We start from the raw sequence: 21,460 nt of genomic DNA, 5'->3' as shown, positions 1-21,460 counted from the left end.
ACTACGGTTCCATTGGTTGGTGGTGTTGTGATTGCGATTGTGCCTTCCGTTGGGATGTCGTTATCGTTATCATAAACATCTACCACTACTGGTGTGTCTTCGTCTGTAGTTGTTGTATCGTCTTCTACATCTACAATTGGTGCTACCACAACTGTTACTGTTGCAGTAGAAGTATCACCATTTAAATCTGTTATTGTATAATCAAACGTATCTGTTCCATTAAAATCAGCAGCTGGAGTATATAGTATAGTATCGTCGGTAGGATCTGTTGGAGTACCACCATTATCTACTGTTACTGTTCCTCCTTCAGTAGTGGTTGCACTTGGAAGTGTTATTGCTCCAACGTCTGGACCATCTCCTCCAAAATCATCTGCACCATTACCATTGTCAGCTAATACATCAATTACATTGTCTGTAGAATCTTCATCAATACCTGAAATTGTATCATCTTCTGCAACTGGTAAATTATTAGCATAAATAACAGTTATAGTTGCATCATTTGATTGATTACCATCATTATCTTCAACGTTATAATCAATTGGTTGTGGGTTTCCGAAGAATAAAGGATCTGGATTAAAAGTAATTTCTCCAGAAGCAGGATCAACTGTCCAAACTCCTTCATTTAAAACAGTTACTTGTAAACAATCTCCATTTGCATCTGTTATATCGCAAGTACCTCCTGTTACACTACTAGCTACTAAACTTACTGTGTCAGGTTCTAAATTTCCATTTGGATCTGAATCAACTCCATTACCATTATCAGCAAAAGGATCTATTACAGCATCTGTTGTAAGTGCTACACCAGAGATATCATCATCAATTGCAATAGGTGTACATTCGGCACCAGAAAGTGCTGGATTTGTAGAACTAACATCAGCTTGTCCATTTCCACTGTTTGCTGCAGTTGGGATACCATTTGTATTAATAGCACCTGTTATAACTCCATTTGCGTCTATTTGCGCTAAAGTAATTCCACCATTACCTTCTAAAGCATCAAAACAACCATCATCATCACTATCTAAATCTAAATGGTTTGGTATTCCATCTCCATCTGAATCAATAGTTGTTGTTGTTACTGGATTTACAAAGTTGGTAGGACAATCAAACTGAACATTGTGTTGTCTGCCAGAGGCTGATGCTCCTGCTTGACGTGCAACAACTCCTAATCTAATTGTATAGTTTGATTTACCAGAATGTTGTGTTGAGTAATTTACTTGTGGAAAATTGTTAGTAACTCCAGGATATTCATTATTACCAGCTGTACCTACAATAAAATTACTTTCTTCAGTAATTAATAATTCAGTTGGAGTATTTGTAACATAACTATCTGCAGATTCAGACCAATTTTGTTCACCATAAACTGCATTTCCATCGACATCGTTAAAATTAACATAGAAGTCAGGAATTACAACATCGTTTACTCCTACTGTTCCTCCAGTAGAAACAAAATCGAATCTGAACTCTGTATATGCTCTATCACCTATATTAGCTAAACTAAAAGCTGATTGCGGTTGGAAAGAATTTACATTAGATCCATTATCATCTAATACAGGAACTGTTGTTCCGTTTAGTTCGGTAATAGTAACTAAAGCATCAATTCCAGGAGCTACATTAGGAAATCTAAACGTTTCATTTAATAAAAACGTAGCGATATTTCCATCTCCAGATTCTTCTGTGAATGCGTTGTTGAAGTTTAATATTGCTTGTGCACCACATACAGGAGTAGCATTTGTAGTTACCAATCCTTCATCTACATCTGAAATACCATCATTATCATCATCATCATCACATCCATCAGGATACGCATCACCATCTGCATTTGCACTATCATCAAAACCAGGACATTGATCATTAGCATCAATTACTCCATCGTTATCAGAATCACATTGTCCATTAGCATCAGAAGGTGTTCCATCTATAGAACCACCAACAGTTTGTCCATTATTTGCATCAACATTACTAGGCACACCTGTTACAGGATCTGGCGTTCCTGTTAATTCTCCATTTGCATCTACGCTTGCTAGATTAATAGCATCGCCTCCTTCTAAAGCATCAAAACACCCATCATTATCACTATCATTATCTAAATAATCTGGAGTTCCATCATTATCTGTATCTAAATCAGGACAAGCGAAAAGTATAATTTCAATACCATCTGTACCGATACCATTTGGTCCATTTTGTATAAATTGAACTGTAAATGTTGATAGATTACCATTCACTTGTAATGAACCAGCAGCAGTTCCGTCCGCTATTCCATCTGTACTATCAAAAGTGTAACCAGTAGCGATATTAGCATTTCCGGCTCCTGAATCTGTAACTGTAGTTGGCGTAACCTGAAAATCTGTAGTTCCAGCTAATTTTGTCCATGTTAATCCACCTTGTAAAGTAACTAACGCACTATTTTCTACTGCTCCATTACTTCCTCCAACTCTATCTAAATGTAATTTAGGATTGGTAACATTAATAGGATCTCCAGCAGCATTTTCAAAAGAGACAGTTAATGTACTATTCCAACTGTATTCTCTTTCTAGAGACGCATCGCCTTCTAAACTTTCTGACCAATACCCAGTTCCTCCAGAATTAAATACACCAGCTGTGTTTGCTTGTGCTCCAGTAGAATTAGTTACTAATCTTGCTATTACTCCATTTCCGTAATCGTATGTAGCTTCTGTACCACTAACAATTGTCCAAGCACCAGATTGTACTGGCGACGTACAAATACCTTCATTTGCATCTATTATACCATCATTATCATTATCTAAATCACAACCATCTGGTATTGTATCTCCATCTGTATCAACAGTATCGTCAAATCCATTACAGTTATCATTGGCGTCAATAATGCCATCTCCATCGCTATCACATTGACCAAAACTATCAAACTGAGAGTTGTTTGCAGATGTTCCTACTGGTTGACCAGTTGTTGAACTCACATTATTTGGCACACCATTAGTAGAGGCATTTGCAGTACCATCTAATTGACCATTTGGCAATACGTTTGCTGCTAAAATATTATTTCCACCTTCTAAAGCATCAGGACAACCATCGTTGTCGCTGTCTGTGTCTTTTGAATTAGGTATCCCATCACCATCTGTATCTAAAGCTTCACAAAAACCAGTAATTTGAGTAAATCTAATACTAGAACCTTCTTGGTGTTCTATTGAGACATTTATTCTACTAATTAATTGTCCGGAAAAATCTAAAATAAGAGAACCTAAACCATCATCTGGTGTATTATCACCATCAACATTGTTATTAGAATCAATTTCAGTAAAAACATTTCCTGCTTGAGTTATCTGTGTTCCTAAACTTGAAACATAATTACCAGAAGATAAATCTATTAAATTATTATTTTCATCATAAACATTGACAGTAAGGATTTCGCGTTGATCAAAATCTGTTAATTTAAAAAATGATCCAGAAATTATTTCAGAAAAAACAAAATCTATAGAGCCTGTATCACCAGTTCCACCATTAAATTTAAAAATCTCTCCTTGGCCATTCCCTCCCGTTTGATCTTCAGATGTTATAGTTGTTCCACCAGAGTTATCAAAATCATAAGTTACATCTAGTCCAGCTATAGAGGTTGGTTCTGTACCATCATCACTATTACTCAAGTTTTGCTCTCCAAAATTACTAAGAATATTAAGGTCTCCATTACCTCCTGATGGACCACATCCTTCATCAACATCTAAAATACCATCATTATCGTCGTCTAAATCTGTAATATCAACCACACCATCTCCATCTGAATCTGAAGCAACCAAAAAACTTGCCGTTGCAGTATCGCAATTTTGAGGCGTAGTATTTGTACATATTGTATAAGTTATAAGATATGAACCTGCTGGAGTTCCTACTGGGACATTTAAATTACCAGAAGCATCCAAAGTAGCTCCAGAACCATCATCATCATCTAATGTGATATTAATATTTGCAGCATTTGCAGGAGCACCATTCTCTATATCGTTACTAATAACATTTCCAACAACACCTCCAACCCCTTCGGCAAGTGGTGAACTTGTGTAATCATCATTTATAGCATCAATAATTGTAACAGCGTTAGGATTTGTAAAAGTAATTGGCTCAAAAGCCAAAGCAAACTGTCTTGGCGTTGTAGAGCTACCTGAATCTCTTAACACACCAGCTCTATAGGTAAACGTAGATATTGATGTATATTCAGTTTTAGCAAGGAATTGAGAATTAGCATCTATTCCAGGGTTAACAACATCTGTTGCCGCTTCAAATCTACCTGAAGGCGAATAATTTAATTGGGAAGGGTTATTAAGTACATAACCACCAAAATCAGTTATAACAACATATTCTCTAATATTACCATTATTACCATCTACATCCATAGAATAGGCGTCCAACTCAATAATTATAGGCAGAGAGTTGTTAGAATTTAAAACAAATTCAAATAAAAACTCAACATAAGCTCCATCTGCAGAGCCATTTACAATAGAACCTCCATTTATTTGCACAATAGGATCAAAACTCGACAAACCATTACCCAAATGATCTGCTAAATCATCAAATTGATTTAACGTAGCTGCTTGAGCACTTGAAATAGTAACAAGTGCATCTACAACAGTACCATCTGGAGTTGTTGTTACATTCTGAAAACGATATTGAGTACCAACTGCTAAATTAGCTCCTCCATTAACAATTGTAGGATTTCTAAAATCTAAAGTTTGCTGAGCAGATACTGTGTTAACAGCGAAACTAGCAAACAGTATAAATAAAAATACTTTAAAGAAAACAAATAAATTTGTGTTCGAGAATCGAGTAGAGATTTTCATATTATATATGGGTAAAATTGTTGTATATATTATTTGGGTATTTTTTGTTGTGGAAAATCCACAATTTAGTTGCTAAAATAAATGTTAAAATTGAGTTAAAGAGATATTTGTACGATAATCTGACACAAAATTCGATAAAACGCACAAATAACAGTTAATAGAACAAATCTAAAGCTCTATGCTAAGAAAAAAAAATTCATTTTTAAATTATAATTCTAATCGTTAAAGTGCAAATATAAACGATAAAATACAATATCCAACTATTTCAATAAGAATTTTTCCTACTTTTAAACTATTAAATTACTTCATAGCTCCATTTTTTTTATTAATAAAACATAAAATCTTAGTCAAAATCTAGAAAAAATTATTCGGTTGTAAAAAATAAAACTTTTCCAAAATACTATTAGATAAAAAAGATTTAGGATTAAAATAACTTCTCTAATACATCTATATTTGTGAAAAATTATTTTTAATGAAATTTTTAGACGAGATAAAACGTAGAAGAACCTTTGGTATTATTTCTCATCCAGATGCAGGTAAAACAACACTTACAGAAAAACTTTTACTATTTGGAGGAGCAATACAAGAAGCTGGCGCAGTAAAAAGCAATAAAATAAAAAAAGGAGCAACCAGTGATTTTATGGAAATTGAGCGACAACGTGGAATTAGCGTAGCGACCTCTGTGCTTGCATTTGAATATAATGGTACAAAAATAAATATTTTAGACACACCTGGTCACAAGGATTTTGCAGAAGATACGTTTAGAACACTTACAGCTGTAGATAGTGTTATAGTAGTCATTGACGTTGCCAAAGGTGTGGAAGAGCAAACAGAAAAATTAGTTGAAGTATGTAGAATGCGTAATATCCCAATGATTGTTTTTATTAACAAAATGGATCGAGAGGGTAAAGATGCTTTTGAATTGTTAGATGAAATTGAACAAAAATTAGGTTTAACAGTTACTCCATTAAGTTTCCCAATTGGAATGGGTTACGATTTTAAAGGTATTTATAATATTTGGGAGAAAAATATTAATTTATTTAGTGGAGACAGCAGAAAAAATATTGAAGAAACCATTGAGATTAATGATTTAAACACTAATGAATTAAACAAACTTATTGGTGATAAAGCAGCAGATACACTTAGAGATGAGTTAGAATTAGTAGAAGGTGTGTATCCTGATTTTAGTAATGAAAATTATTTAAAAGGAGAATTACAACCCGTATTTTTTGGGTCTGCACTAAACAGTTTTGGTGTAAGAGAACTATTGGATTGTTTTGTTGAAATAGCACCAAAACCTAGACCAAAACAAAGTGAAGAACGATTAGTAAAACCTGAAGAAAAAGACTTTACAGGGTTTGTTTTTAAAATACATGCCAATATGGATCCTAACCATAGAAATCGATTGGCATTTGTAAAAATTGTATCTGGAGAATTTAAAAGAAACACACCATATTTGCATGTTAGACACAATAAAAAAGTGAAATTTTCTAGTCCAAATGCTTTTTTTGCTGAAAAAAAAGAAATAGTAGATATCTCGTATCCTGGTGATATTGTAGGATTACAAGACACAGGAACGTTTAAAATTGGAGATACTTTAACGGAAGGTGAAATACTAAACTACAAAGGCGTACCAAGTTTTTCTCCAGAACATTTTAGGTATATTAATAATGCAGACCCATTAAAATCTAAACAATTACATAAAGGTATTGATCAATTAATGGATGAAGGTGTTGCACAATTATTTACTTTAGAATTAAACGGAAGAAAGGTTATTGGTACAGTTGGAGCATTACAATACGAAGTTATTCAGTACAGGTTAGAACATGAATATGGTGCAAAATGTACTTACGAAAACTTAAATGTATATAAAGCCTGTTGGGTAGATCCAAAAAATAAGAAAAGTGAAGAATATAAAGAGTTTTTAAGAGTGAAGCAACGTTTTCTTGCCAAGGACAAACGCAATCAATTAGTATTTTTAGCAGATTCTTCTTTTTCGCTACAAATGACTGAACAAAAGTATCCAAACATAAAATTTCACTATGTATCTGAATTTGATTAGCAAATAATTAATTTAAATAGTGTTTTAAACGTGTAAATCTAACACTAATAATTATGCTTTAAAAAATTTTAAAAACGCTTTAAAACAACTAATACAAAGTCAAAATATTATCTATTATAATTAATATTTATAACTTTTTGTTTTAAAATAATTTTTAATTATCGCAAAAGCCTTTCAAAATTGAAAGGCTTTTTTATAAATATAATATTAATAAATTAAAGAATACTACTTCTCGATACAATTTGCTCATGCTTCACAAATCACTCGAAGTGACGAAATGTGAGTTTTGTTACGCTTGTCCTGTTGGTCCAAAATTTAATGGTATTGGTGGTTGCTCAAAAAAATATTTTGAGCATCACAAAATTTAATTGTAATTAGCAAGTTTCTAATTAAATAATTACGCTTGTCCTGTGGGACCAAAATTTAATGGTATTGGTGGTTGCTCAAAAAAAATATTTTGAGCATCACAAAATTTAATTGTAATTAGCAAGTTTCTAATTAAATAATTACGCTTGTCCTGTTGGACCAAAATTTAATGGTATTGGTGGTTGCTCATAATCTTTGATTTCACCATGTGCTTTTTCAAAACGTTGTACATTATCACCTAAGGCTTTTAATAATCGTTTAGCATGCTGTGGTGTTAATATAATTCTGGATTTTACTTTACTTTTAGGTGTGCCAGGCATTATACTCACAAAATCTACTACAAATTCGGATACAGAATGATTTATTATTGCTAGGTTAGAGTATGTTCCTTCTGCAACTTTTTCGTCTAACTCAATATTAATTTGACCTTGTTGTGGTTTTTTATCTTTATTATCTGCCATGTTTTATTTTGTTATGCTTACGTTATATAGTAGGCTTATTAATTAAATTTTATTTAAAAAGAAAGTCCTGCTAATAGTAGCAGGACTTTCTTATAATTATTATTAAAAAGTTTTATATTAATAAATGAAATTCCTACTTAGGTAGAAATAAATTTGACTAGCGGATTTCACTTCGACTTAGCTTGTGAAATCCGAGTCTTATTTAATTATAATTAACTTCTTGTTTAGCTTTCATCATTTGATCAAATTCTTCTTTAGATCCAACAATTATATCATCGTAAGCACGCATTCCTGTTCCTGCTGGAATTCTATGACCTACAATTACATTTTCTTTAAGACCCTCTAAAGTATCAACTTTTCCTGCTACAGCAGCTTCATTTAAAACTTTAGTTGTTTCTTGGAAAGATGCCGCAGAAATAAATGACTTAGTCTGTAACGATGCTCTTGTAATACCTTGTAAGATAGGAGTTGCTGTTGCTGGTTTTGCTTCGCGAGCAGTAACTAAGTTTTTATCTTCTCTACGTAATAAAGAATTTTCGTCTCTTAATTCAAAAGAAGAAATCATTTGTCCTGGTTTTAGGTTTACAGAATCTCCTGCATCCTCAACTATTTTCATTCCAAAAATAGCATCATTTTCTTCAATAAAATCAGCTTTATGAGCTAATTGATCTTCTAAGAAAATAGTATCTCCAGAGTCAATAATTCTTACTTTACGCATCATTTGTCTTACAACTACCTCAAAGTGCTTATCATTAATTTTTACACCTTGCAAACGGTAAACTTCTTGAACTTCGTTTACTAAATATTGTTGTACAGCTGCTGGTCCTTTAATATTTAAAATGTCGTTTGGTGTTATAGAACCGTCTGATAATGGCATACCTGCTTTTATAAAATCGTTTTCTTGTACAAGAATCTGATTAGATAATTTTACTAGGTATTTCTTAATATCTCCTAATTTAGATTCTACAATAATCTCACGATTACCACGCTTAATCTTACCAAAAGAGACAACACCATCAATTTCACTAACTACTGCTGGGTTAGAAGGGTTACGCGCTTCGAACAATTCTGTTACTCTTGGTAAACCACCTGTAATATCACCAGCTTTTGAAGATTTACGAGGAATTTTAACTAAGACTTTACCAATCTTAACTTTCTCTCCATCGTCAATCATTATATGTGCTCCAACTGGTAAGTTATAAGATCTAATGACTTCACCTTTACCATCTTCTACGATTAAGGTTGGTATTAATTTCTTATTTCTAGATTCTGAAATTACTTTTTCTTGGAAACCAGTTTGCTCATCAATTTCTACTTGATAAGTAACTCCTTGCTCAATATTCTCATATCTCACTTTTCCTGCAAATTCAGAAATAATTACACCGTTATATGGATCCCAAGAACAAACAACATCTCCAGCTTTTAGTTTATCACCATTTTTAATTTCTATGGTTGACCCGTAAGGGATATTATTTGTACTTAAAGTAATTCCTGTTTTCTTATCGATAAGTTTAATTTCTGAAGTACGAGAAATTACAATATCAACTGTATTTCCTTCTTTATCTTCTCCTTTAACTGTTTTTAAATCTTCAATTTCTGCTACACCATCAAACTTTACAGTTAATTTATTTTCTTCAGAAATGTTACCTGCAATACCACCAACGTGGAATGTACGAAGCGTTAACTGTGTTCCAGGTTCTCCAATAGATTGTGCTGCTACAACACCTACTGCTTCTCCTCGTTGCACCATTTTATTAGTTGCTAAATTTCTTCCGTAGCATTGTGCACAAATTCCTTTTTTTGCTTCACAGCTTAGTGGCGAACGCACTTCAATAGAGTCAACAGGAGAGTTTTCAATTTTCTCTGCAATAGCATCATCAATTAACTGTCCTGATTCTACTAACAACTCTTGTGTTAATGGATCGAACACATCATTAAGTGCTACACGACCAAGAATACGTGCTCCTAATTTCTCTACAATTTCATCATTTTTCTTAAGTGGAGAAACCTCTACACCTCTTAATGTTCCACAGTCTTCACTGTTTACAATTACATCTTGAGATACATCTACTAAACGACGTGTTAAATAACCTGCATCGGCAGTTTTAAGTGCTGTATCGGCAAGTCCTTTACGTGCTCCGTGAGTGGAAATAAAATATTCTAAAATTGAAAGTCCTTCTTTAAAGTTAGAAAGAATTGGGTTTTCAATAATAGATCCTCCTCCTGCAGTCGATTTTTTAGGCTTAGCCATTAATCCACGCATTCCTGTAAGCTGACGAATCTGTTCTTTAGATCCACGTGCTCCAGAATCTAGCATCATATATACTGAGTTAAATCCTTGTTTATCTTCGCGAATACGCTTCATAGACAACTCGGTTAATTCTGCATTTGTGGAAGTCCATATATCAATAACTTGGTTATAACGTTCGTTATTAGTAATAAGTCCCATGTTATAGTTTCCAGTAATACTATCCACTTTAACATTAGCTTCATCAATCATTGATTGTTTTTCTGGTGGAATAATAATATCACCTAAACTGAATGACAATCCTCCTTTAAAGGCGAAATAGTAACCTAAAGTTTTAATTTCGTCTAAGAAAGCGGCTGTTTCTGGTACACTTGTTACTTTTAAAATATTACCAATAATATCTCTTAAAGATTTCTTAGTTAATACTTCGTTTATATATCCTGCTGCAGCTGGAACTTTTTCGTTAAATAATACACGACCAACAGTAGTTTCAATGATTTGAGGCACTAATTCGCCATCTTTATTAAAGTCTATTGTACGTACTTTAATTCCTGCATTTAAATCTACTTTCTTTTCGTTGTAAGCAATTGTTACTTCTTCAGCAGAATAAAATGTTAAGCCTTCGCCAACAACTTTTACCTCTTTTGTAGATAATTTATGCTTGGTCATATAATATAAACCAAGTACCATATCCTGAGAAGGTACTGTTACTGGAGAACCATTTGCTGGGTTTAAGATATTGTGTGAGGCCAACATTAATAATTGACACTCTAAAATAGCTTCTGGTCCAAGTGGCAAGTGAACTGCCATCTGGTCTCCATCAAAATCGGCATTAAAGGCTGTACACACTAATGGGTGTAATTGTATTGCTTTTCCTTCAATAAGTTTTGGTTGAAAAGCTTGAATACCAAGTCTGTGTAACGTAGGAGCACGATTTAAAAGTACTGGATGTCCTTTTAAAACGTTTTCTAAAATATCCCAAACTACTGGTTCTTTTTTATCTATAATTTTCTTTGCAGATTTTACAGTTTTTACAATTCCTCTTTCAATTAATTTTCTAATTATAAAAGGCTTATATAATTCTGCTGCCATATTTTTAGGCAATCCACATTCAAATAATTTTAATTCTGGTCCAACAACAATTACAGAACGTGCAGAGTAATCAACACGCTTACCTAGTAAGTTTTGACGGAAACGTCCTTGCTTACCTTTAAGTGAATCTGATAAAGATTTTAACGGTCTGTTAGAATCTGTTTTTACTGCTGATGATTTACGAGTGTTATCAAATAAAGAATCTACAGATTCTTGTAACATACGTTTTTCGTTACGTAAAATAACTTCTGGCGCTTTAATTTCAACCAAACGCTTTAAACGGTTGTTACGAATAATAACACGACGGTATAAATCGTTTAGATCTGAAGTTGCAAAACGTCCACCATCTAAAGGTACTAATGGTCTTAATTCTGGCGGAATAATTGGCACAACTTTCATGATCATCCATTCTGGACGATTTTCTCTATGCTCGTTAGATTCGCGTAAAGCTTCTACAACTTGTAAACGCTTTAAAGCTTCTGTTTTACGTTGTTTAGACGTCTCAGTATTTGCTTTGTGGCGTAACTCGTATGACAATGCATCTAAATCTATACGTGCCAATAAATCGATTAAACATTCAGCTCCCATTTTAGCAATAAACTTAGTAGGATCTGTGTCGTCTAAATATTGGTTGTCTTGTGGAAGTGTTTCTAGAATATTTAAGTATTCTTCTTCTGTTAAGAAATCCATTTTTTGTAATGGTTCTCCTTCTTCATTTTTAGCATCACCAGGTTGTATTACTACGTAACGTTCGTAATAAATAATCATATCTAATTTCTTAGATGGTAAACCTAATAAATACCCTATTTTGTTTGGTAACGAACGGAAATACCAGATATGAGCTACAGGCACAACTAAATTGATGTGTCCTACTCTATCTCTACGTACTTTCTTTTCTGTTACTTCTACACCACAACGGTCACAAACAATACCTTTGTAGCGAATTCTTTTATATTTACCACAAGCACATTCGTAGTCTTTTACAGGACCAAAAATACGCTCACAGAATAAACCATCTCTTTCTGGTTTATGTGTACGATAATTAATAGTTTCTGGCTTTAAAACTTCACCTCTAGACTCTGCTAAAATAGACTCTGGTGATGCTAAACCAATGGAGATTTTATTAAATCTCTGTACTGTATTCTTATCTTGTTTTCTTGCCATTTTTCTTAGTATTCAGTCTCAGTCTCAGTATCTAATTAGCTATTTACTGCGAACTGGATACTGCGACTGCATACTATTTTATTATTCTTCTAATCTAATGTCTAATCCTAACCCTTTCAACTCGTGCATAAGTACGTTGAAAGATTCTGGTAATCCTGGATCTGGCATTGGTTCACCTTTTACGATTGCTTCGTAAGTTTTGGCTCTACCAACAACATCATCGGATTTTACTGTTAAGATTTCTCTTAAGGTACTCGATGCTCCATAAGCCTCAAGTGCCCAAACTTCCATCTCACCAAAACGCTGACCACCAAATTGTGCTTTACCACCTAATGGTTGTTGTGTAATTAATGAGTAAGGTCCAATTGAACGTGCGTGCATCTTATCGTCTACCATATGCCCTAACTTTAACATATAGATAACTCCAACAGTTGCAGGTTGATCGAAACGATCTCCTGTTCCTCCATCATAAAGATATGTATGTCCAAATCTTGGAATACCTGCTTCGTCTGTAAGTTCGTTAATTTGGTCTAATGTGGCACCATCAAAAATTGGTGTTGCATACGTTCTACCTAAATCTTGACCTGCCCAACCTAAAACAGTTTCATAAATTTGTCCAATATTCATACGAGAAGGTACACCTAATGGGTTTAATACGATATCTACAGGAGTTCCGTCTTCAAGGAATGGCATATCTTCTTGGCGAACGATTCGTGCAACAATACCTTTGTTACCATGACGTCCTGCCATTTTATCACCAACTTTAAGTTTACGCTTTTTAGCGATATAAACTTTAGCTAATTTTATAATTCCTGAAGGCAACTCATCTCCAACAGAGATAGTAAACTTCTCACGTCTTAAAGCGCCTTGAATATCATTTTCTTTAATCTTGTAGTTATGTAATAAATCTGCTACAAGCTTATTTGTTTTATCATCAGTTGTCCAAGTTCCGCTTGTTAAATGCGTATAATCATCAACAGAATTTAACATTTTAAGTGTGAATTTTTTACCTTTTGGTAATACCTCTTCACCTAAATCATTAAATACACCTTGAGCAGTTTTACCATTTACAATAGAGAATAATTTTTCTACAAGAACAGCTTGCAACTCATCAAACTTAGCATTGTAAATACCTTCTAACTGAATGATATCTTCTTTGTCTTTTGCTCTTTTGCGTTTATCTTTAATAGCACGAGAGAACAATTTTTTATTAATAACTACACCATGTAATGATGGAGACGCTTTTAATGAAGCATCTTTTACATCACCAGCTTTGTCTCCAAAAATGGCACGTAATAATTTTTCTTCTGGAGTTGGATCAGATTCTCCTTTTGGTGTAATTTTACCAATAAGAATATCGCCTGGCTTTACTTCTGCACCAATACGAATCATTCCATGCTCATCTAAATCTTTTGTAGCTTCTTCTGAAACGTTAGGAATATCATTAGTTAACTCTTCGTTTCCTAATTTTGTATCTCTAACTTCTAAAGAATACTCATCAATATGAATAGATGTAAATATATCTTCTCGAACAACTTTTTCAGAAATTACAATAGCATCCTCAAAGTTATACCCTTTCCAAGGCATAAAGGCTACTTTCATATTTCTACCTAAGGCCAGTTCTCCGTTTTGAGTGGCATAACCTTCTGATAATACTTGGCCTTTAGTTACTTTATCCCCTTTTTTAACAATAGGTTTAAGGTTAATAGAAGTTCCTTGGTTTGTTTTTCTGAATTTAACTAATGGGTAAGACTTGGTATCGCTATCAAAACTTACTTTAGCTTCATCTTCTGATCGTTTGTATTTTATAACAATTTCGTTAGCATCTACATATTGTACAACACCATCTCCTTCTGCATTAATTAATACACGAGAATCGGACGCTACTTGACGTTCTAAGCCAGTTCCAACAATTGGAGCTTGTGGTCTTAATAGAGGTACTGCCTGACGCATCATGTTAGATCCCATTAAGGCACGATTGGCATCATCATGTTCTAAGAATGGAATTAACGAAGCTGAAATTGACGAAATTTGGTTAGGAGCTACATCTGTATAATGAATATCTTTTGGAGACATTACAGGGAAATCACCTTCCATACGAGCAATAACTTTGTCGTGAAGGATTTTTCCTTTATCATCAACTTTTACAGTTGCTTGAGCAATTAACTTATCTTCTTCTTCTTCAGCACTTAAATATATAGGTGTTCCTTTAACATCTACTACACCATCTGTAACTTTTCTATATGGTGTTTCAATGAATCCCATTGAATTCACTTTTGCATAAACAGAAAGTGAAGAAATAAGTCCAATATTTGGTCCCTCAGGAGTTTCAATAGGACATAGTCTTCCGTAGTGTGTGTAGTGTACATCTCGAACCTCAAATCCTGCTCTTTCTCTAGATAAACCACCTGGTCCTAGTGCTGAAAGACGACGCTTATGCGTAATCTCTGCAAGAGGGTTGGTTTGATCCATAAATTGAGACAATTGGTTTGTACCAAAGAAAGAATTAATGACAGACGATAAGGTCTTTGCATTAATTAAATCTATAGGAGTAAAGACTTCGTTATCACGAACATTCATACGCTCACGAATAGTACGAGCCATACGTGCTAAACCAACACCAAACTGAGAAGATAATTGCTCACCTACAGTACGTACACGACGGTTAGATAAGTGATCGATATCATCAATCTCTGCTTTAGAGTTTATTAACTCGATTAAGTATTTTATAATTGTAATGATATCTTCTTTGGTAAGCACCTGCTTATCCATTCCGATATCTAATTGTAATTTTTTGTTCATTCTGTAACGACCAACTTCTCCTAAGGAGTAACGTTGATCACTAAAGAATAACTTATCTATAATACCACGTGCTGTTTCTTCATCTGGCGGCTCAGCATTACGTAATTGTCTATAGATATGCTCAACAGCTTCTTTTTCGGAATTTGTTGGGTCTTTTTGAAGTGTGTTATGTATAATAGCATAATCACCTTGTTGTGCACTTTCTTTGTGTAAAAGAATAGTTTTCACATCAGCTTCAAGAATTTCTTCTATATTATCTTTATCTAAAACCGTATCACGATCTAGAATAATTTCATTTCTTTCAATAGAAACAACTTCTCCTGTATCTTCATCTACGAAATCTTCGTGCCATGTATTAAGAACACGAGCTGCAAGTTTACTTCCTAAAATCTTTTTTAAACCAGATTTAGAAACTTTAACTTCTTCAGCAAGATCAAAAATTTCAAGAATATCTTTATCACGTTCAAAACCAATAGCTCTAAATAAAGTGGTTACAGGTAACTTCTTTTTACGATCGATGTATGCATACATTACAGAATTAATATCTGTTGCAAATTCTATCCAAGACCCTTTAAAAGGTATTACTCTTGCGGAGTACAACTTTGTTCCATTTGCATGGAATGATTGACCGAAGAATACACCTGGAGATCTGTGTAATTGTGAAACTACCACACGTTCTGCACCATTGATACAGAATGTACCCGAAGGAGTCATGTAAGGTATTGTGCCTAAATACACATCTTGAACAATAGTTTCGAAATCCTCATGTTCAGGGTCTGTACAATACAGTTTTAACCTTGCTTTTAATGGAACGCTATAGGTAAGTCCACGTTCTATACATTCTTCAATAGAATATCTTGGTGGATCGACAAAGTAATCTAAAAATTCTAGAACAAATTGATTACGTGTATCTGTAATTGGGAAATTTTCTTGAAAGGTGTTATATAAACCTTCATTTCCTCTTTCTTCTGATTTAGTTTCTAACTGGAAAAAATCCTGGAAGGATTTGATCTGAATATCCATAAAATCTGGATATTCTGTTCTATTGATAATAGACGAGAAATTTAATCTTTCAGCTTGTTTTACTAACATCAATGGACGAAATTATGATTAAAAATAATAATTATTGTGTACCTTATTACATTATACACAAAATGGTTTAGGTCTTAGAGTGCATACTCCAGACCTAAACCTTAAGTTTGTTTAGTTGGTAAGCTTACTTAAGCTCAACCTCTGCTCCTGCTTCTTCTAATGAAGTTTTTAATCCTTCAGCTTCATCTTTAGAAACACCTTCTTTGATTGCACTTGGTGCATCGTCAACTAATCCTTTAGCTTCTTTTAATCCTAATCCTGTTAATTCTTTAACAAGTTTTACAACTGCTAATTTAGAACCACCAGCGGCTTTAAGGATTACATCAAATTCAGTTTTTTCTTCAGCAGCGTCTCCACCACCAGCAGCAGGTCCAGCCATAGCTACTGCAGCAGCAGCAGGCTCTATACCATACTCATCTTTTAATATTGTTGCTAATTCGTTAACTTCTTTTACTGTTAAGTTAACTAATTGTTCTGCGAAATCTTTTAAATCTGCCATTTTTCTATCGTTTTAATAATTTTTTAATATAATATAATATAATTGTAAAAAGTGCGTACACGTTTAATTATTATCCCTCTTTTTGAGATAATGTTTTAAGAATTCCTGAAAGTTTTCCTCCACTTGATTTAAGTGCAGAAACAACGTTCTTAGCTGGAGATTGTAATAATCCAATGATTTCTCCAATTAATTCTTCTTTTGATTTAATATCAACCAACATATCTAATTGGTCGTCTCCTAAATAAATAATCTCTTCAATAAAAGCACCTTTTAATAAAGGTTTTTCAGATTTCTTTCTGAAGGCTTTTATTACTTTAGCAGGAGCATTTCCTGTTTCAGAATACATCACAGATGTATTTCCTTTAAGTACTGTTGGAAGTTCTCCAAACTCTCTCTCTGAAGCTTCCATTGCTTTTTCAAGTAATGTGTTCTTAACAACTGCTAACTTGATATTTGATTTGTAACAAGCACGACGTAAATCTGAAGTCATGGATGCATTTAATCCTGAAATATCTGTTAGGTAGATATTAGCATTAGTGGCTAATTGTGTAGTTAAGTCTTTAATTACTTGTGATTTCTCTTCTCTTGTCATAATAAAAGTTTTTAACTAATTAACCTATTTTAGTATCTACAGCAATACTTGGACTCATGGTAGAAGACATAAATATGCTTTTTACATAAACTCCTTTTGCAGCAGTAGGCTTAAGTTTCATTAATGTTGTTAGTAATTCGTTTGCGTTACCTGCAATTTTATCTGCACTAAAAGATGCTTTTCCTATTGCTGCATGTACGATTCCTGTTTTATCTACTTTAAAGTCGATTTTACCAGCTTTAACTTCGGTTACTGCTTTTGCAACATCCATTGTTACAGTACCAGTCTTTGGGTTAGGCATTAAACCACGAGGACCTAATACACGTCCTAAAGGACCTAATTTACCCATAACACTTGGCATGGTGATAATAACATCAACATCTGTCCAACCGCTTTTAATTTTATCTAAGTACTCGTCTAAACCAACATAATCTGCACCAGCTTCTTTAGCTTCTGCTTCTTTATCTGGTGTTACTAATGCTAAAACTTTAACATCTTTACCTGTACCATGTGGAAGAGATACAACACCTCTAACCATTTGGTTTGCTTTTCTAGGATCAACTCCTAAACGTACAGCTAAATCTACAGATGCATCAAACTTAGTATTAGTTATTTCTTTAATTAATGCTGAAGCTTCTTCAATAGAGTAAACTCTATCTTTTTCTATTTTCGCTACAGCTTCTTTTTGCTTTCTTGTTAATCTTGCCATTTTTTAATGTCTTTTAATAGATTAATTAGTTGGCATAGTTCCAGTCACGGTAATTCCCATTGACCTTGCGGTACCAGCAACCATTTTCATTGCAGACTCTATAGTAAATGCATTTAAATCTACCATTTTGTCTTCAGCGATAGTTTTTACCTGATCCCAAGAAACTTTAGCTACTTTTTTTCGGTTTGGTTCTCCTGAACCTTTTTTTAATTTGGCCGCTTCTAATAATTGTACTGCAGCTGGAGGAGTTTTTATAACAAAGTCAAAAGACTTGTCTTTATAAACAGATATTACCACTGGTAAAACTTTACCTGGCTTATCTTGAGTTCTAGCATTAAACTGCTTACAGAACTCCATAATATTAACTCCAGCAGCACCTAAAGCGGGTCCAACCGGTGGCGATGGATTCGCTGCACCTCCCCGAACTTGTAATTTAACTACTTTACCTAATTCTTTTGCCATTTTAAATTATTTTATTGTGATACAAAACTTAAATTGGAAGCTTAAGATTGTATCGATAATGTAACAATTATTATATTTTTTCTACTTGCATATAGTTAAGCTCTAATGGAGTCTTTCTTCCAAAAATCTTAACCATTACTTCTAACTTACGTTTTTCTTCATTTATCTTTTCTATAGTACCATCAAAACCGTTAAATGGTCCATCAATTACTTTAACAGTTTCTCCTGTTGTAAAAGGAATTGCTACATTAGAATCTGATTCTACAGAAAGTTCATCGACTTTACCAAGCATTCTATTTACCTCAGACTGGCGAAGTGGTAAAGGGTCTCCTCCTTTTGTTGCACCTAAAAAGCCTATAACGTTTGTAATGCCTTTAATAATATGAGGAATTTCTCCTGATAAATTGGCTTTTACCATTATGTAACCACTAAAGTGAACTTTCTCTTTATTTACTTTTTTTCCATTACGAATTTGAACTACTTTCTCCATTGGCACTAGCACCTCTTCAACATAGTCCTGAAGTCCTAATCGCGCTATTTCATTCTCAATGTAAGTTTTAATCTTATTTTCTTGACCACTTACAGCTCTTACTACATACCATTTTTTTTCGTTACCCTCTGCCATATCCTTCTACTTAATAAGATCAAAATAAAACGCAATTACTTTACTAAAAACAGTATCAATTCCCCAAATAGCAAGTGAGAATATAATTGAAAACACAGCTACAACAATAGTTAGCTTTTGAGCTTCGGACCATGTTGGCCAAGTCACGTTGTTTTTTAATTCATCAAAAGATTCAGTTATATAATTTACTATTCCAGCCATTTGTTTTATTTATTTACTGTAGCATATAAACTACTACACCTATTTTATTTTTCTGTGCACGGGTTGAGAGACTCGAACTCCCGACACCTGGTTTTGGAGACCAGTGCTCTACCAACTGAGCTAAACCCGTAAATATAAGTCAAGGTGTCACGAAAAACGAGACACCTTAACTCAATATTTTTATAAACTAATTATTAGTCTAAAATCTCTGTTACCTGACCAGCTCCAACTGTTCTTCCTCCTTCACGTATTGCGAAACGAAGACCAATATTCATTGCAATTGGTTGGATTAACTCAACAGTAATAGTTAAGTTATCTCCAGGCATTACCATTTCAACTCCTGATGGAAGCGCAATGTTTCCTGTTACGTCAGTTGTTCTTACGTAGAACTGAGGACGGTAGTTGTTATGGAATGGAGTATGACGTCCACCTTCTTCTTTTTTAAGGATATAAACCTCAGCTTTAAATTTAGCGTGTGGTGTTACAGATCCAGGCTTAGTAATAACCATTCCTCTAGAAATCTGTGATTTTTCAATACCTCTTAATAAGATACCTGCATTATCTCCAGCTTCACCTCTATCTAATATTTGACGGAACATTTCAATACCTGTTATTGTAGATGTTAACTTTTCAGCTCCCATACCAATAATCTCTACAGGATCTCCAGTATTTGCGATACCAGTTTCTATACGACCAGTTGCAACAGTACCACGACCAGTAATTGAGAATACATCTTCAATTGGCATTAAGAAATCCTTATCTACCTCTCTTAATGGCTCCTCGATCCACTCATCAACAGCTTTCATTAACTCTAATACTGTATCAACCCACTTTTGCTCACCGTTAAGTGCACCTAAAGCAGAACCAGATACTACAGGTCCATTATCTCCATCATATTCATAGAAGTTTAATAAATCTCTAACTTCCATATCTACTAACTCTAAAAGCTCCTCATCATCAACCATATCAACTTTGTTTAAGAAAACAACGATACGAGGTATTCCTACCTGGCGTCCTAATAAGATATGCTCACGAGTTTGTGGCATTGGACCATCTGTAGCCGCAACTACTAAAATAGCACCATCCATTTGCGCAGCACCAGTTACCATGTTCTTTACATAATCGGCGTGACCTGGACAATCTACGTGTGCATAGTGACGATTTTCTGTTTGGTATTCTACGTGCGAAGTATTAATTGTAATACCTCTTTCTTTCTCCTCAGGAGCATTATCAATTTGATCAAATGATCTCGCTTCCGAGAAACCTGCATCAGCTAATACTTTAGTAATAGCAGCAGTTAAAGTTGTTTTACCGTGATCTACGTGTCCAATAGTACCAATATTTAAGTGTGGTTTTGAACGATCGAAAGTTGCCTTTGCCATGTTTTTAATTTATTTTAATCTTAATTTATATTAGTGTTCAATATTTATTCAAATAATAATGAGCCAATGACGGGATTTGAACCCGTGACCTCTTCCTTACCAAGGAAACGCTCTACCCCTGAGCTACACCGGCTAAATATTAGAGCGAGAGACCGGGTTCGAACCGGCGACATTCAGCTTGGAAGGCTGACGCTCTACCAACTGAGCTACTCTCGCAATTATTTAAAAATCCAAGTTTAATAATTTATTTTTATCGGTTTTTGATAAAAAAAGTGGGGAGAGCAGGATTCGAACCTGCGAAGACGTAGTCAGCAGATTTACAGTCTGCCCTCGTTGGCCGCTTGAGTATCTCCCCTTTTTTTTAAACTTTACATTAACTTTAAGAACTTCTAAGTTAAAAAACTTAGTTATTTAAGAGCCGATGGAGGGACTCGAACCCACGACCTGCTGATTACAAATCAGCTGCTCTAGCCAGCTGAGCTACATCGGCTTTTAACTGCAATTTTTACATTAAAAAAAGCCCGCTATTTCTAACGGACTGCAAATGTATATATTTTTATTATTATTTAAAACATTTTTTTAAAAATTTTTATGATAAATGTGTTCTTAATTTTTCTTTTTTCCTTTTTAGCTGTCTTTGAAGCGATGCAACAGCCACATCTACACCTTCTTCGAAAGTTTTGCATTGTTTTTTAATTACTAAACTATCGCCAGGAATTTTTACTTTGGCTTCAAAAATTTTATTTTCTTTATTACTTGTATTCTCTACTTTTAAATAGACGTCGGTTTGAATAACTTTATCAAAGTACATATCTAATTTATCCATTCTTTTTTGAATAAAATTTAATAACTCTGGTTTTGCGTTAAAGTTTACTGATTGTGTGTTCACCTTCATAGTTCT

General features: G+C 33.9%; 13 protein-coding genes and 5 tRNA genes. 1 reads left to right on the top strand and 17 read right to left on the bottom strand.

Annotated elements, in window-relative coordinates; genetic code table 11:
• On the bottom strand, nucleotides 1-4,802 hold a 4,802-nt coding region (locus ACVC5O_RS09110; protein ID WP_452221168.1), incomplete at its 3' end, for a beta strand repeat-containing protein.
• A 472-nt stretch (nucleotides 4,803-5,274) separates the two neighbouring features.
• Between ACVC5O_RS09110 and ACVC5O_RS09105 the strand changes: the two genes are divergently transcribed.
• Complete coding sequence (locus ACVC5O_RS09105) at nucleotides 5,275-6,864, top strand: peptide chain release factor 3 (RefSeq protein WP_452221167.1); 1,590 nt, start codon at nucleotides 5,275-5,277, stop codon at nucleotides 6,862-6,864.
• Between the two features lie 506 nt (nucleotides 6,865-7,370).
• Here ACVC5O_RS09105 and ACVC5O_RS09100 read toward each other — a convergent pair.
• The 16 genes from ACVC5O_RS09100 to hpf form a co-directional block, all read right to left on the bottom strand.
• Nucleotides 7,371-7,691: a DUF3467 domain-containing protein gene (locus ACVC5O_RS09100; protein ID WP_452221166.1), complete on the bottom strand. Its 321-nt coding sequence runs from the start codon at nucleotides 7,689-7,691 to the stop codon at nucleotides 7,371-7,373.
• A gap of 202 nt (nucleotides 7,692-7,893) precedes the next feature.
• Nucleotides 7,894-12,195 (bottom strand): DNA-directed RNA polymerase subunit beta', encoded by a 4,302-nt coding sequence (gene rpoC, locus ACVC5O_RS09095; protein WP_452221165.1) that lies wholly within the window; start codon nucleotides 12,193-12,195, stop codon nucleotides 7,894-7,896.
• Between the two features lie 81 nt (nucleotides 12,196-12,276).
• Complete coding sequence (gene rpoB / locus ACVC5O_RS09090; protein WP_452221169.1) at nucleotides 12,277-16,089, bottom strand: DNA-directed RNA polymerase subunit beta; 3,813 nt, start codon at nucleotides 16,087-16,089, stop codon at nucleotides 12,277-12,279.
• A 124-nt stretch (nucleotides 16,090-16,213) separates the two neighbouring features.
• Nucleotides 16,214-16,588 carry a 50S ribosomal protein L7/L12 gene (rplL, locus tag ACVC5O_RS09085; RefSeq protein ID WP_452221164.1) on the bottom strand — a complete coding sequence of 125 codons (375 nt, stop codon included), beginning with the start codon at nucleotides 16,586-16,588 and terminating at the stop codon, nucleotides 16,214-16,216.
• 70 nt (nucleotides 16,589-16,658) lie between these two features.
• Nucleotides 16,659-17,180 carry a 50S ribosomal protein L10 gene (rplJ, locus tag ACVC5O_RS09080; RefSeq protein WP_452221163.1) on the bottom strand — a complete coding sequence of 174 codons (522 nt, stop codon included), beginning with the start codon at nucleotides 17,178-17,180 and terminating at the stop codon, nucleotides 16,659-16,661.
• Nucleotides 17,181-17,199: 19 nt separating this feature from the next.
• Nucleotides 17,200-17,889, bottom strand: a complete 690-nt coding sequence (rplA, locus tag ACVC5O_RS09075) for a 50S ribosomal protein L1 (protein ID WP_452221162.1) — start codon at nucleotides 17,887-17,889, stop codon at nucleotides 17,200-17,202.
• 21 nt (nucleotides 17,890-17,910) lie between these two features.
• On the bottom strand, nucleotides 17,911-18,351 hold the full coding sequence (gene rplK / locus ACVC5O_RS09070; protein WP_452221161.1) for a 50S ribosomal protein L11: 441 nt from the start codon (nucleotides 18,349-18,351) through the stop codon (nucleotides 17,911-17,913).
• A gap of 70 nt (nucleotides 18,352-18,421) precedes the next feature.
• Entirely contained in the window at nucleotides 18,422-18,976 is a 555-nt protein-coding gene (gene nusG, locus ACVC5O_RS09065) for a transcription termination/antitermination protein NusG (RefSeq protein WP_452221160.1), read from the bottom strand.
• Nucleotides 18,977-18,982: 6 nt separating this feature from the next.
• Nucleotides 18,983-19,177 carry a preprotein translocase subunit SecE gene (gene secE / locus ACVC5O_RS09060; RefSeq protein WP_452221159.1) on the bottom strand — a complete coding sequence of 65 codons (195 nt, stop codon included), beginning with the start codon at nucleotides 19,175-19,177 and terminating at the stop codon, nucleotides 18,983-18,985.
• Between the two features lie 57 nt (nucleotides 19,178-19,234).
• Nucleotides 19,235-19,307, bottom strand: a tRNA-Trp gene (locus tag ACVC5O_RS09055).
• 64 nt (nucleotides 19,308-19,371) lie between these two features.
• Nucleotides 19,372-20,559 (bottom strand): elongation factor Tu, encoded by a 1,188-nt coding sequence (tuf, locus tag ACVC5O_RS09050; RefSeq protein ID WP_452221158.1) that lies wholly within the window; start codon nucleotides 20,557-20,559, stop codon nucleotides 19,372-19,374.
• A gap of 61 nt (nucleotides 20,560-20,620) precedes the next feature.
• Nucleotides 20,621-20,692: transfer RNA gene (locus tag ACVC5O_RS09045), tRNA-Thr, on the bottom strand.
• Between the two features lie 10 nt (nucleotides 20,693-20,702).
• Nucleotides 20,703-20,775: transfer RNA gene (locus ACVC5O_RS09040), tRNA-Gly, on the bottom strand.
• Nucleotides 20,776-20,832: 57 nt separating this feature from the next.
• A tRNA-Tyr gene (locus tag ACVC5O_RS09035) sits at nucleotides 20,833-20,914 on the bottom strand.
• 61 nt (nucleotides 20,915-20,975) lie between these two features.
• Nucleotides 20,976-21,049, bottom strand: a tRNA-Thr gene (locus ACVC5O_RS09030).
• Nucleotides 21,050-21,148: 99 nt separating this feature from the next.
• A complete protein-coding gene (gene hpf, locus ACVC5O_RS09025; protein ID WP_452221157.1) occupies nucleotides 21,149-21,454 on the bottom strand; it encodes a ribosome hibernation-promoting factor, HPF/YfiA family in 306 nt (101 codons plus the stop codon).
• Nucleotides 21,455-21,460 lie beyond the last annotated feature (6 nt).

It is taken from the genome of Lacinutrix salivirga (assembly GCF_053604675.1).
This window is presented reverse-complemented; position numbering and strand designations above follow the sequence as displayed.